Raw genomic sequence first — 13,765 nt, forward strand, 5'->3', positions numbered from 1 at the left:
TGGGACATTTTCCGAAAAAGGAATGTCTTAGCCTTTTTTTAAATGAAACAAAAAGCTATCTATCCTGAATATAAATTGGAGACTATGATGAAAACAGCATTTTTATTTAGCGGACAAGGTGCACAATACCAAGGAATGGGTCAAGACCTTTACCATGAACCCATCGTGAAACAGACTTTTGATGAAGCTAGTCAGATCTTAGGCTATGATATGGCGGAGCTTTGTTTTTCAACAAATGAACGTTTGGATCAAACGATCTATACGCAACCAGCTATTTTAACTGTCAGCATTGCGTTCTATCGTTTGCTGAAAGAACATGGGATCACTCCTCAAGCCGTTTTAGGGCTTAGTTTAGGTGAGTATTCTGCTTTAGTAGCCAGTGGTGCGCTCTCCTTTAGTGAAGCAGTCGCATTGGTCGAAAAAAGAGGCACGTTTATGACAGACGCTGCACCTACCGGTAGTGGGAAAATGGTAGCTGTGATGAATGCACCGGTAGAGGTTATCGAGAGCTGTTGTAAGCAGGCGGAAGAAATGGGGATCGTTTCCCCTGCAAATTACAATACACCCCAGCAAATCGTCATCGGAGGCGAAGAAAAAGCAGTGGATCAAGCGGTAGCACTATTACAAGAACAAGGGATCAAACGAATGATCCCACTCAATGTAAGTGGCCCTTTCCATACAGCAATCTTAGAACCTGCTGCTAGACAATTAGCGGAGGAACTAAGCAAGATCGTTTTTTCAGAACCTGAAATACCTGTGATCAGCAACACCACGACAGAGATCATGACGAAAGAAAGAATCCCAGGTTTACTTGAACAACAAGTGATGAAACCCGTTCGTTTTTACGAAAGTATCGAAAAACTTAAAGATTTAGGAATCGACCAAGTGGTCGAAGTCGGGCCCGGTAAAGTATTAAGTGGCTTTATGAAAAAAATCGACAAGTCGATCGCCGTTGCACTTGTGGAGAATCAACAAACATTTGAAGAAACAATCAATCGATTGTCATAGGAGGCAAGTTATGGACGTAACTGGAAAAAATGTATTTATTACAGGCAGTACACGAGGAATTGGTGAAGCAATCGCTTTAGCTTTTGCCAAAGCAGGCGCAAACATCTTCTTAAATGGTCGTGGAGAGATCCCAGCCGAAAAAATCAATGCGATCAAAGCGCATGGGGTTGAATGTGTAGGAATCTCAGGTGATATCTCCGATTATGATAAAGCAGGAGAGATGATCAAAGAAGCAGAACAGCAGCTGGGGTCTGTCGATATTTTGGTCAATAATGCGGGAGTTACGAATGATAAACTTGTCTTACGTATGGATGCAGATGATTTCAAAAAATGTTTGGATATCAATCTAACAGGAACTTTCAATATGACACAGCACGTGTTAAAGAAAATGATGAAAAAAAGAGAAGGCGCGATCATCAATCTTTCAAGTGTTTCAGGATTGATCGGTAACTTGGGTCAAGCCAATTATGCAGCAAGTAAAGCAGGAGTTGTCGGTTTTACTAAATCTGTGGCAAGAGAAGTTGCTACACGAGGAATCACATGTAATGTGATTGCTCCGGGGTTTGTCACTACAGATATGACAGATGTATTATCCGAAAAAGTAAGAGAACAAGCAGAAAAACAAATTCCAATGCAACGTTTCGGCCAAGTGGAAGATATTGCGGAAGCCGCATTGTTCTTAGCGAAAAGTTCGTATATCACAGGTCAAGTCATCAATGTTGACGGCGGATTGGTCATGCACGGATAGGGAGGAAAATTTATGAATCGAGTAGTAATTACAGGTTATGGAGTCACTTCACCGATCGGTAATGATGCAGATAGTTTTTTAGCTAGTTTAAAAGCTGGGACGAATGGCATTGCACCGATCACAAAATTTGATGCAACAGATACAGGAATCACTTTAGCAGGTGAAGTAAAGGACTTTCCTTTTGATAAATACTTTGTAAAAAAAGATAGCAAACGCATGGATATGTTTTCGATCTATGGCATTTATGCTGCGATGGAAGCATTGACGATGAGTGGGATCGAAAAAGAAACGATCAACCAAGATCGTTTTGGTGTTATCGTTGGCTCTGGGATTGGTGGTTTACCAACAATCGAAAGCCAAGTCATCCGCATGCACGACAAAGGGGCCAATCGCGTATCCCCTATGTTTGTTCCAATGTCGATCGCCAATATGGCAGCTGGTAATATTGCGTTGCGTGTAGGGGCGAAAGGAATTTGTACGTCGATCGTGACCGCTTGTGCCAGTGGAACGAATGCGATTGGTGAAGCATTCCGCAACATCAAACATGGTTATTCCGATATCATCCTTGCAGGTGGAACAGAAGCAACAATCTGTGAAATGGGGATCGCCGGATTTGCGGCATTGACTGCTTTGTCAACATCGACAGATCCTGAACGTGGTTCGATGCCATTTGATGAAGACCGTAATGGTTTTGTCATGGGTGAAGGGGCAGGAGTATTAGTCCTTGAATCACTGGAGCATGCACAAGCTCGTGGCGCAAAAATTTATGGTGAAGTCGTGGGTTACGGCTCAAATTGTGATGCTTACCATATGACAGCTCCAACACCAGATGGTTCTGGTGCGTCAAAAGCAATGAAATTGGCGATGGAAGAAGCCGGGATCGATGCAAAAGAAGTGGGCTATATCAACGCACACGGAACAAGTACACCTGCAAATGATCAAGCAGAAGCTAAAGCGATCCAAATCGCATTAGGAGACTCTTTCAAAGAAACCTATGTCAGCAGTACGAAATCAATGACTGGTCACTTATTAGGTGCTGCAGGTGGGATTGAGGCACTTGCCACTTTGATGGCGTTAGAGCATCAGTTTATTCCACCAAACATCAATGTTGAAAAACAAGATCCTGAAATCGATCTGAACGTTGTGATCAACGAAAGTAAACCAGCTGAACTGTCTTATGCCATGAGTAATTCATTAGGATTTGGTGGACATAATGCTGTACTATGTATGAAACGCTGGGAGGAATAATGTTGAAGATCCATGAAATCAAAGAATTAGTCAGTCAATTTGATCAGTCAACTTTAACAGAATTTGACTTGAGAGACGGACAATTTGAATTATATATGAATAAAAATGAAATGAGTCGGGGAATGGGGCAAACAGTACCAACAACGAGTGCTTCTGAACCACAACCTCAACAAGTTGTACCGGCTTTACCAAAAGAAGAAAGCCATTCTGTTCAACCAGAAGCAGTTGCGCCGACAATTGATGGGACTGAAGTGAAATCACCAATCGTTGGAATCGTCTATCTACAACCATCTCCTGACAAACCAGCATTCAAAAAAGTAGGAGATAAAGTCGCTAAGGGTGAAGTGATCTGTATCATTGAAGCAATGAAATTGATGAACGAAGTAACTAGTGATGTCGATGGTGAGATCGTTGCGATCTTGATCGACAATGAAGAAGTCGTAGAATACGGACAACCACTCTTTATCATCCAACCAAATTAAGCCAAGGAGAACCAGACCTATGAATATACAAGAAATCAAAGAAATCATCCCTCATCGCTATCCGCTGTTGCTGATTGATCGAGTGGAAGAAATTGTCGAAGGCGAACGGATCGTTGCTAAAAAAAATGTGACGATCAATGAACCTTTTTTCCAAGGACATTTTCCAGAAGAACCTGTGATGCCGGGGGTATTGATCGTAGAAGCGATGGCCCAAGCAGGAGCAGTAGCTCTATTATCATTGGAACAGTTCAAAGGAAAAACTGCTTACTTTGGCGGATTAGATAAAGCGAAGTTTCGTAAAAAAGTGACTCCTGGAGATACGTTGATATTAGAAGTGGAAATCACTAAAATCAAGTCTTCTGCAGGAATAGGCAAAGGAATTGCAAAAGTGGACGGCAAAAAAGTTGCTGAAGCTGAATTAACCTTTATGATTGGATAGGTGAGTTATGTTTTCAAAAGTCTTGATAGCAAATCGCGGCGAAATAGCCGTACGGATCATTCGTGCCTGCCGTGAGCTTGGAATCCAAACCGTTGCGGTCTATTCTGAAGCGGATGCGGAGGCATTGCACACACAATTAGCAGACGAAGCCGTCTGCATCGGTCCTGCAAGAGCAACAGATTCCTATTTGAATGTACAAGCAGTTCTAAGTGCAGCCATCGTTACAAAAGCAGAAGCAATCCATCCTGGATTTGGATTCTTATCTGAGAACAGTCGATTTGCTTCGATGTGTGAAGAATGTAATATCGTCTTTATTGGACCTAAAAGCAAAACGATCGATGATATGGGGAATAAAATCAACGCACGTCAGTTGATGCAACAAGCAGATGTTCCTGTGATCCCAGGTAGTGATGGTGTGCTATCGACTGTTGAAGAAGCACTGGAAGTGGCAGAAAAAATTGGCTATCCAGTGATGCTTAAAGCCGCCGCTGGTGGTGGCGGTAAAGGAATCCGCAAAGTCTTGTCAAAAGAAGAATTACCACAACATTTTTCATCCGCCCAACAAGAGGCAGCAGCTGCTTTTGGTAACGATGATATGTATTTGGAAAAAATCATTTATCCCGCAAGACATATTGAAGTGCAAATATTAGGTGATCAATTTGGTCATGTTCTGCATCTAGGTGAACGTGATTGTTCCTTACAACGGAATAATCAAAAAGTCTTAGAAGAATCACCATCTGTTGTGATCTCTGAGGAAAAACGAAATCACTTAGGTGCAGCAGCTGTCAGAGCAGCAAAGGCAGTGAATTATGAAAATGCAGGAACGATCGAATTTTTAATGGATGAATCCGGTGATTTTTATTTTATGGAAATGAACACCCGCATCCAAGTTGAACATCCAGTAACAGAAATGGTCACAAATATCGATCTTGTCAAAAAACAAATCGAGGTTGCGGCCGGACGACCACTAGAGATCCAACAAGAAGATATCATTTTCCAAGGGCATGCGATCGAATGCCGGATCAATGCAGAAAATCCAGTATTTCATTTCGCTCCTTCACCAGGCAAAATCAAGAATTTGTTGCTACCAGCTGGTGGTATGGGATTAAGGGTCGATAGTTCGGTTTATTCAGGTTACACGATTCCCCCTTATTATGATTCAATGATTGCTAAGGTCATCGTACATGGCGATACACGTTTCGATGCGTTGATGAAAATGCAACGGGCATTGAGCGAGATCGTGACAGATGGCGTGATCACGAATGCTGAATTCCAAATGGATCTGATCAGTCACCCTGCAGTGATTGCTGGTGATTACAGTACCGCATTCTTACAAGAAGAGTTTTTACCAAACTGGATTCCCGAGACGGAGATAGGAGACGAATAAGATGGCTTTATTCAAAAAGAAAAAATACATTCGAATCAATCCTAATCGAGAAATCAAGCCAACGAATGCACCATCGGTCCCTGACAATATGTGGGCGAAATGCCCAAATTGTAAACATATCATCTACACAAAAGATATCGGGGAAGAAAAAGTATGTCCACACTGTAGTTATAACTTTAGAATCGGCGCATGGCAGCGATTAGCGTTGATCATTGATGAGAAAAGTTTAGAGGAATGGGATACGGATCTCGTCACAAAAGATCCTCTTGATTTCCCTGATTATCAAGAAAAGATCGGCAAGATGCAAGAAAAGACTGGCTTACATGAAGCAGTTCTAACTGGTCAAGCGACTATTAAAGGCATTCCTTTTGCTATTGGTGTCATGGACCCTAATTTTATCATGGGAAGTATGGGCACGATCGTAGGGGAAAAGATCACTCGTTTGTTTGAACGTGCGGCGAGTAAAAAATTACCCGTCGTATTATTCACTGCTTCAGGGGGCGCCCGGATGCAAGAAGGAATTTTCTCTCTCATGCAAATGGCCAAAATCTCCGCAGCGGTCAAACGTCATAGCAATAAACAGCTATTTTATTTGACTGTCTTAACAGATCCGACGACAGGTGGTGTTACCGCCAGCTTTGCGATGGAAGGGGATATCATCTTAGCTGAACCGCAAAGTTTGATCGGCTTTGCTGGCCGCCGAGTGATCGAACAAACGATCAAACAAGAACTACCAGAAGATTTTCAAAAAGCAGAATTTTTACTGGAACATGGCTTTGTGGATCAAATCGTTCCAAGAAAAGAACTCAATGACACGATCCATCAATTATTAGAATTGCATACGCAGAAAGGATGGATCAACCATGAATAAAACTGCTCATGATATCGTCCAACTGGCGCGGGCAAAAGATCGTTGGACAAGTCTTGATTTTTTTGAAACGATTTTTGAAGGGTTCCAAGAATTTCATGGTGATCGCTTATTTGGTGATGATGAAGCGATTGTCGGAGGCGTAGCAAAATTAGCCGGAAAACCAGTGACCGTCATTGGCATCCAAAAAGGCCGTGACTTGCAAGAAAATATTCGTCGGAATTTTGGCTCTCCTCATCCGGAAGGTTATCGTAAAGCACTGCGTTTAATGAAACAAGCAGAAAAATTCAACCGTCCGGTCATTACGTTGATCAACACTGCGGGTGCCTATTGTGGGATCGGTGCAGAAGAACGTGGTGAAGGGGAAGCGATTGCCCGTAATCTATTAGAAATGTCGGATTTGAAGGTACCGATCATCAGTATTATTATTGGTGAAGGCGGTAGTGGTGGGGCACTAGCCTTAGCATTAGCCGATGAAGTCTGGATGTTAGAACAAACGATCTATGCTGTTTTATCACCAGAAGGTTTTGCTTCGATTCTTTGGAAAGACGGCAGCCGAGCAGCCGAAGCCGCTGAATTGATGAAAGTCGCTGCTGGTGAATTATTAGAGTTAGACGTCATTGATCGAGTGATCCCCGAAACATTCAATGGAGAACCTTTAGGCAAAGAAAAAGTTGCGCGTATGATGCAAAAAGCATTGATCGAAAAACTGACCGAACTTTGTCAGAAACCAACCGAAGAATTGATCGAACAACGCTACCAACGTTTTCGTAAATATTAAGAAGTTTTTTGATTTAAACTGTAGAGAATTGCCTCTACAGTTTTTTCTGATTTATCCTATAAATGGATAAATATTGGTTTATGATTTATATATTTAATGTGTTTATTTGTATGATTTGCTAGTTAGAAGGGGAAATAAAATAGGAATTATATGATTTTTTTAGAAAATATTCTTGTTTCTTTTTGATTGTAAGGGTTAAAATGGAAAAAATTTTATGATATATATTTAACTTAATATAAAAAACTAATTTCATTGAATTTTCTTAGATTTTTAAACTTACACTGATATTTAGTTATTAGAGATTGTATCTTGATGTGTAATTATTTAGGTATTAGATTTTGATTGTTGATTATATAAAAGAAAAATGGAAAATGTTAATTGGAAGAATGATATTAAAGATAGAGATAATTTGAATTTCTGTAACTTAAAAAAATTTAGTGATTTTTCATAGAGTATATATTGAATGTTGTGTTATACACTAAAAATTGAAAAAAACTAGGTTAACGCGTAATTAAATGTACCGTTTTTATTCTTTTAATGAAGTATATCCCACTTATTTACTGTGTAATTATCGCAATACATAAAAATAAACATCTTCTAACCACAAATAACCTGATTTGGTTTATCAAATCGGGCTATTTGTGGTTAAATACTACTATTCAATATATATATGTACAAGCTTTTTGAGATGTCTAAGATAATAGCGAGAAAAAATGAAGTGAAGTTGTCCTTTATTGCAGTTTATTTATTGTTCATTTTTCTCACTAATTAATTAACCAATAGGACAACCACCATTAGAACGTACAGTTCCTTTATATATACCCACATACCACATTCTTCCAGTTGAAAAATCTTTTTCATAAGACCAAGACTGTAAAGTTAATTGTCCGCAATAAATTCCATCATTATAAATCATTGTGTTAGTTAACCCGACTAACGTAGTAGATCGTCTTGTGTGATAGATGATTTTACTACCTAAAGGTTCTATAGATATTGAGGTATATTCCGCTATTGCTAAGTTTGTGTTTGCATTGTGTCTTTCAGTAAATAAAAATAGACCAGAAATTACTATTGAAGCTATTAAAATTTGTTTGAAATATTTCATTTTAGATCATCCTCATCAATTGGTGATAATAAGTCATTGTTCAAAATATTTAATTTTGATGGAACTGGAAATGGAACGGAGTTATGATAAAAGTAACCTTCATAATAACCAGTTGTACCATAATGACTTGGTAGTTCACGATATCTGCTTAACCATCCCCTATATGCACCGCTTTGAAAGAAAGCTACTGCGGGAGCGGGGCTACCTGTTTTAATCCATCCTGACGTCCAATATCTAGTCAATATTGCTTTTTGAGTCTAAGTTATCTGAATTTGAACCTATTGATTGGATGCTAGAAAATGGTTCTGTATGCTCGATTATTTCTTGGGTCTGGACGATTTGGCTAGGTAACAACATACTGAAAAAAGTAACGCCAACAAAACAACTAAAAATAACATTTTTTTTCATATTAAACCTCTTTTTTTTATTTGTTACAATTTTATTATAGTTAGTTTATTATTTCCGATCAAATCATAACTTAGTTATTATTTGATATTTTTTTGTGTGTGATATTCTTATTAAAAAGGAGTTGATGTTGTGTTTTATAAGTCGTTAAGTAAGTTATTTTATGTTCTTTTTTTGGGAGGTGTAATTTCTTTGTCGCTATTCTTGACTGGCTGCTCTAAATCGAATGAGGACCGATTAAAAAACGTCGAAATTGTTCAAGTGACGAATGCTGGGACGCTACAAAATAGAGGAAGTTATACTCTTAAAGAGGGAAATTTAGAAATCATGAAAGAAATCCAACTGGCACAAAGCCTTGATCAAGATCCCGCAGATTTAAAACTCTCAAGCAGTGAAGAACAAGAAATCAAAAGTTTGCTGACACCAGATTTTACATCCGCAGAACAAGACCTAAAAACGAATGAACTTTTTCAAACATTTGTTAAAGAGATCGAACATGTAACAGTCGAAGTCAATCAGGAGAAGAAAACGACAACGTTAGTCGGAAAGGATTATCGAAAAGAATTTTCTTGGGTAGGTGAAAGTGGAAATCGTTTATCTGACTCACATAAGATTGAATATAGTTTTGTGTCAGGGAATGAGGAATAGTTGAGTAAAGGAATAGCCTTAAAAAACGATGCTTCTTGCAAAATGATTATTGAAGTAGAGGAATTTCAGAATAATTTGAACAGAAAGAAGGGGGCACCATCTTTTCCCTGTTCTTTTAATTGATTAAAAATATTTTTCTGTACCGAATCAGGATTTTTGATTTGAAATTTTAAAAGTTGTTGAAACCATAGGTATTTCTTTTTAGTGCTGGATATTGGTACTTAACTATTTAAGTAGGCCATCTGAATAGTTATAGTGTAAGGCGTTCTTGGTGTGTGCATAAACTTGCTAACGTATCTTATCGTCTTGGTATAGCTTTCAGGAAGTTATATTGTCCAGATATTCGCGAAACATCCATTACACAGTAATCGACCATTTCTTTCCCGCATGAAGAATGCCTTGTTACAATTACACTATTATGATAAGTTTAATGTAGTGTATTTGTAACGTAAGTGAGGGGATTAAATGCAAGATAAGCTGAAAGAGTTGTTGCGTATTCGCGATGGAAATTTATCTATGAAGGAAGCTAGAAAATTAGGAATTTCAGCAACTACTGTACAAAGATTGGTGAATCAAGGAATTTTGATGAAAGTTGATCGTGGTTATTATGTAGAGACTGGTCATGGAATCGATGATTTATTTTGTTTTCAGCAACGATTTTCCAGAGGAATATTTTCTCATGAAACGACATTAGATATATATCAACTTTCTACAAACATGCCGAACTTCATTCATTTGACTTTTCCACATGGTTATAATGTGAATCGTTCAATTACGAAAGAGCAACAGTTACAATTTCATTTTGTGAAGAAGGAAGTATACGAGTTAGGGAAAGTGGAGGGCACTTCCTTTCAAGGAAATCCTATTATTATATACGATAAGGAACGAACTCTTTGTGATATTTGGAATCCGAGATATGAAATTGAATATGAAATGAAATTAGAAGCTTTAAAAGAGTACATGAGAGATCCTAGGAGAGACCCAAGTAAATTAAGAGATTATATGACAAAACTACATGTAGAAAAAGAAATGAAATATCATATGCAGAGTTTGTATTGATGGAGAGAAAATATGACCCCTACACAATTTACAGCAAAAACAAGAAATCTTGCAAAAAGTATAGGATTAAATGCACAGTTAGTTCAAAGGCATTTTATGATGGATCGCTTAGTTGAACAAATCTCTGAATCGAAGTATAAAAATGACTTTATTTTGAAAGGTGGTTTTCTATTAGGTTCAAAATATGGAATTGATAGAAGAACAACAATTGATATTGATACGACATTTAGAAATAGTAAATTAACTAAAGAAAAATTGAAGAACATCTTTAAAGAATTAACTAGTAAACCTACGAAAGAGGGAATTGTTTTCTCTGTTCAAGAGATTAAAGAGACAAGGGAAATTGATTTTTATCCTGGGTTTCAAATTAAATTGATTGCTCATTTAGAAAAAATACGTGTCCCATTTAAATTGGATGTAACAACAGGAGATTCTATTTATCCTGAAGTAGATATACATCATCATCAATTGATGTTTGAAGATAAAAAAGTGGAGATTCCAGCTTATCCAACAGAACAGATTATTGCAGAAAAGCTGAGTGCTACATTTAACTTTGGGACAGACAATTCGAGATTGAAAGATTACTACGACCTATTTGCCATCAGAAAACTAGAAAATATTGATATGAAAGAGCTATATAAAAGTGTCCGAAATACATTTACAAAACGTGGAGACAACAAACCGTTATCTTTTTATTATGAAAGGGAAATCGAAAAGATAAAAGGGAGCGGTTATTTGGAAAAACTATGGGACAAATATCGCTCAGTTAATTCTTTTGCGAATTCTATTTCATTTGCAGATACAGTTAACGGAGTTGCTTATCTAATGCAAAATGTAATCAAAATTGAAAATCAAGAAAGAAAACAATAGTTTACAAGAATTGAACAAATCAAGATGACAAACGATATTAATTGTGTGATTTAGCGTAAATCAGCGGAACCAATGAGCTTGGTACAGAGGTGTTTGGCTTTGAGAAACAAAGTAAAATAGACTGAAAATCAAATAAAAAAGCTGAGACTTGGTTCTTAGCTTTTTCATTTCTTCCCTTGAAATATTAAAAAAAATATTCTTAATTTGTGATTATTATTCATTTTAAAAGCATAAAAACGAATAAAATTAAATAAATATACAAAAAATAGTTTATTTTTGAAATTTTCATGCTATAATGACAGAACAAAATGAATAAGGGGCGAGACAATGAAAAAGATTTCCGGAATTATTTTATTTTTAGTTACAACATTCGCATTAGGAGCTTGCGGGAATGGGGATGCAGCTGAATCAAACGATCAATTAGCAGCAATCAAGGAAAGTGGTGTATTGAAAGTGGCGACGTCTGCTGATTATGCGCCGTTTGAATTTCATACGATCGTCGATGGGAAAGATCAAATCGTCGGATCGGATATTGATTTAGCTAAAGCCATCGCAGATGAGCTTGGTGTGAAATTGGAGCTCTCAGATATGAGTTTCAACACGGTGTTAGCCTCTTTAAAAGAAGGGAAAGTCGATGTAGCGATCTCAGCGATTTCAGCGACCGCAGAACGAAAAGAACAATTTGACTTCACCGACAACTATTACAATCCGCCACAAGTTCTCGTGATCAATAAAAAAGATAAAAACACGTTCACAAGCATTGATCGCTTGGCAGGTAAAAGCTTAGGGGCGCAAAAAGGCTCGATCCAAGAAGCAGTGATCAACGAACAAATCAAAGAAGCTAAAGTAGTCACGATCGATAAAGTGCCAAATATGGTGATCGAGATCAATCAAGGTTCACTGGATGGCATGGTCGTTGAACAAACGATTGCCGAAGCATATATTGCTCAGAACCCCAACTTGATGATTGCAGATATCCCTTTGGAACAATCAGATGATGAAGCTTTTGCTGTTGCCTTACCAAAAGGGAGTACAGAATTACAAGAAGAGTTGAATAAAATCATCAAAAAATTAAGTGATGAGGGAAAAATCGATGAATTCATCAAAAAAAATCATGAACTAGCTGAACAAACAGCGACAGAATAGAGGGACGCAGTGTGAATTTTTCGTTTTTAGATAAGTACTTACCGTATTTTTTATCCGGCGCGGTCGTTACGATCGTCATTTCGATCTTGACAGTCATCTTTGGTACAATGATTGGCCTAGCCATGGCATTGATGAAGCGCTCAAAGATCAAGCCTTTGAATTGGTTAGCTAATAGTTATATCGAATTACTAAGAGGCACACCGATGTTATTGCAGATCATGATCGGATTCATCTTATTGCAACGTTTCTTTCCAGCGGTGGATTGGTCCGTGGGGATTTTAACCATCGACTTAGGGCGTTTGATACCAGGAATCATCGTATTATCACTGAACTCTGGGGCGTATGTTGCTGAGATCATTCGTGGAGGGATTGCGGCTGTTGATATGGGACAAACAGAAGCTTCGTATTCACTAGGCTTACGTCCTATACAGGCGATGCGTTATGTCATTTTCCCACAAGCGTTGAGAAATATCCTGCCACCATTAGGAAATGAGTTTGTCACGTTGATCAAAGATTCTTCTTTACTGACAGTGATCGGTATCAATGAATTGATGGGATCTGCTCAGATCGTTATCTCAAACTCCTATATCCCATTGGAACCTTATTTTATTGCCGCAGGGTTATATTTCGTTATGACCTTTGTAACATCGCGGTTGTTGAGTAGTTGGGAGAAAAAACTCGGAAAAGGGTATCAACGTTAGGAGAGAATGTCGTATGGAAAAATCAATAGTAACGATCAAACAATTAAATAAATCATTTGGGGAAACAGAAGTATTGAAAGGAATTACTACGACTATTTCCGCCGGGGAGGTCGTAGTGATCATCGGCCCTTCAGGTTCAGGGAAAAGTACGTTTCTCCGTTGTTTGAATCTACTCGAATCTCCTACAGCCGGTACGGTGGAGTTTGAGGGAACGGATATCACACATAAGAAACACGATATTTTTAAAACAAGAGAAAAAATGGGGATGGTTTTTCAACAGTTCAATCTATTTCCCAATATGACAGTATTAGAGAATATCACCTTATCACCAATCACAGTGAAAAAAATGCCTAAGAAAGCAGCCGAGGCGATCGCTTTGGAATTATTGGCAAAAGTTGGTTTGTCAGATAAAGCCACCGCCTATCCTTACTCTTTATCAGGTGGACAGCAGCAACGGATAGCGATTGCCCGAGCGTTGGCAATGCAACCAGACGTCATGTTGTTCGATGAGCCTACTTCGGCACTTGATCCAGAAATGGTGGGTGAAGTACTCTCGGTTATGTTGCAATTGGCACAAGAAGGGATGACGATGGTCATTGTCACTCATGAAATCGGCTTTGCGAAAGAAGTGGGTGATCGAATCATCTTTATGGATCAAGGACAGATCGTGGAAGAGGGGACACCTAGTGAGGTGCTGGAGCGGACGAGCCAGCCTCGGACTATCGATTTTTTGGCCAAAGTATTGTAGTAAAAAATAAGATATAAGAAATGGCGCTCTTTTCCAACATTACCTATGGATAGTGATTTCAGTTCTTTAGGTTTTTCTAAAATTATATGAATGATGTTCCAAAAGCAACTCTTTCAGTAATA

The 13,765-nt window shown here is 38.3% G+C and carries 16 protein-coding genes and 1 pseudogene; 14 read left to right on the plus strand and 3 right to left on the minus strand.

What is annotated here, in order from left to right; genetic code table 11:
- The first annotated feature begins 87 nt into the window (after nt 1–87).
- The 8 genes from fabD to IGJ49_RS04550 are packed head-to-tail and all read left to right on the plus strand — an operon-like array spanning nt 88 to nt 6,961.
- The gene (fabD, locus tag IGJ49_RS04515; protein ID WP_438722557.1) at nt 88–1,008 is read left to right on the plus strand and encodes an ACP S-malonyltransferase; all 921 of its coding nucleotides are present in this window, start codon (nt 88–90) and stop codon (nt 1,006–1,008) included.
- Between the two features lie 10 nt (nt 1,009–1,018).
- Nucleotides 1,019–1,756 (plus strand): 3-oxoacyl-[acyl-carrier-protein] reductase, encoded by a 738-nt coding sequence (fabG, locus tag IGJ49_RS04520; protein ID WP_010735875.1) that lies wholly within the window; start codon nt 1,019–1,021, stop codon nt 1,754–1,756.
- A gap of 12 nt (nt 1,757–1,768) precedes the next feature.
- Complete coding sequence (gene fabF, locus IGJ49_RS04525; RefSeq protein WP_010735874.1) at nt 1,769–3,004, plus strand: beta-ketoacyl-ACP synthase II; 1,236 nt, start codon at nt 1,769–1,771, stop codon at nt 3,002–3,004.
- 2 nt (nt 3,005–3,006) lie between these two features.
- Nucleotides 3,007–3,486 (plus strand): acetyl-CoA carboxylase biotin carboxyl carrier protein, encoded by a 480-nt coding sequence (gene accB, locus IGJ49_RS04530; RefSeq protein WP_438722559.1) that lies wholly within the window; start codon nt 3,007–3,009, stop codon nt 3,484–3,486.
- A gap of 19 nt (nt 3,487–3,505) precedes the next feature.
- Complete coding sequence (gene fabZ, locus IGJ49_RS04535; RefSeq protein ID WP_010735872.1) at nt 3,506–3,925, plus strand: 3-hydroxyacyl-ACP dehydratase FabZ; 420 nt, start codon at nt 3,506–3,508, stop codon at nt 3,923–3,925.
- A gap of 7 nt (nt 3,926–3,932) precedes the next feature.
- The gene (locus IGJ49_RS04540; RefSeq protein WP_023519411.1) at nt 3,933–5,312 is read left to right on the plus strand and encodes an acetyl-CoA carboxylase biotin carboxylase subunit; all 1,380 of its coding nucleotides are present in this window, start codon (nt 3,933–3,935) and stop codon (nt 5,310–5,312) included.
- A 1-nt stretch (nt 5,313) separates the two neighbouring features.
- Entirely contained in the window at nt 5,314–6,183 is an 870-nt protein-coding gene (accD, locus tag IGJ49_RS04545) for an acetyl-CoA carboxylase, carboxyltransferase subunit beta (protein WP_023519412.1), read from the plus strand.
- Nucleotides 6,176–6,961, plus strand: coding sequence for an acetyl-CoA carboxylase carboxyl transferase subunit alpha (locus IGJ49_RS04550; RefSeq protein ID WP_010735869.1), 786 nt, complete (start codon nt 6,176–6,178; stop codon nt 6,959–6,961). The genes accD and IGJ49_RS04550 overlap by 8 nt, the downstream gene beginning before the upstream one ends.
- A 772-nt stretch (nt 6,962–7,733) precedes the next feature.
- Here IGJ49_RS04550 and IGJ49_RS04555 read toward each other — a convergent pair.
- From IGJ49_RS04555 to IGJ49_RS04565, 3 genes and pseudogenes are all read right to left on the minus strand, one after another.
- The gene (locus tag IGJ49_RS04555) at nt 7,734–8,066 is read right to left on the minus strand and encodes a hypothetical protein (RefSeq protein ID WP_409173782.1); all 333 of its coding nucleotides are present in this window, start codon (nt 8,064–8,066) and stop codon (nt 7,734–7,736) included.
- Nucleotides 8,063–8,317, minus strand: a pseudogene (locus IGJ49_RS04560) (hypothetical protein); the annotation flags it as partial. The gene IGJ49_RS04555 and the pseudogene IGJ49_RS04560, both read right to left, overlap by 4 nt.
- Nucleotides 8,301–8,474, minus strand: coding sequence for a hypothetical protein (locus IGJ49_RS04565; protein WP_438722562.1), 174 nt, complete (start codon nt 8,472–8,474; stop codon nt 8,301–8,303). The pseudogene IGJ49_RS04560 and the gene IGJ49_RS04565, both read right to left, overlap by 17 nt.
- Nucleotides 8,475–8,603: 129 nt before the next feature.
- Here IGJ49_RS04565 and IGJ49_RS04570 point away from each other — a divergent pair, with 129 nt between their 5' ends.
- The 6 genes from IGJ49_RS04570 (at nt 8,604) to IGJ49_RS04595 (ending at nt 13,643) form a co-directional block, all read left to right on the plus strand.
- Nucleotides 8,604–9,119 (plus strand): hypothetical protein, encoded by a 516-nt coding sequence (locus tag IGJ49_RS04570; RefSeq protein ID WP_438722564.1) that lies wholly within the window; start codon nt 8,604–8,606, stop codon nt 9,117–9,119.
- Between the two features lie 465 nt (nt 9,120–9,584).
- Nucleotides 9,585–10,178 (plus strand): type IV toxin-antitoxin system AbiEi family antitoxin domain-containing protein, encoded by a 594-nt coding sequence (locus IGJ49_RS04575; RefSeq protein WP_137072119.1) that lies wholly within the window; start codon nt 9,585–9,587, stop codon nt 10,176–10,178.
- 12 nt (nt 10,179–10,190) lie between these two features.
- Nucleotides 10,191–11,048 carry a nucleotidyl transferase AbiEii/AbiGii toxin family protein gene (locus IGJ49_RS04580; RefSeq protein ID WP_153830347.1) on the plus strand — a complete coding sequence of 286 codons (858 nt, stop codon included), beginning with the start codon at nt 10,191–10,193 and terminating at the stop codon, nt 11,046–11,048.
- 327 nt (nt 11,049–11,375) lie between these two features.
- Nucleotides 11,376–12,194: a transporter substrate-binding domain-containing protein gene (locus IGJ49_RS04585; protein ID WP_137072123.1), complete on the plus strand. Its 819-nt coding sequence runs from the start codon at nt 11,376–11,378 to the stop codon at nt 12,192–12,194.
- 11 nt (nt 12,195–12,205) lie between these two features.
- The gene (locus IGJ49_RS04590; RefSeq protein ID WP_019724123.1) at nt 12,206–12,895 is read left to right on the plus strand and encodes an amino acid ABC transporter permease; all 690 of its coding nucleotides are present in this window, start codon (nt 12,206–12,208) and stop codon (nt 12,893–12,895) included.
- Nucleotides 12,896–12,908: 13 nt separating this feature from the next.
- Complete coding sequence (locus IGJ49_RS04595; protein WP_349520034.1) at nt 12,909–13,643, plus strand: amino acid ABC transporter ATP-binding protein; 735 nt, start codon at nt 12,909–12,911, stop codon at nt 13,641–13,643.
- The last annotated feature ends 122 nt before the right edge of the window (nt 13,644–13,765 follow it).

The sequence above is a fragment of the Enterococcus sp. AZ171 genome, assembly GCF_051714005.1.
GTDB classification, from domain to species: domain Bacteria; phylum Bacillota; class Bacilli; order Lactobacillales; family Enterococcaceae; genus Enterococcus_B; species Enterococcus_B pernyi.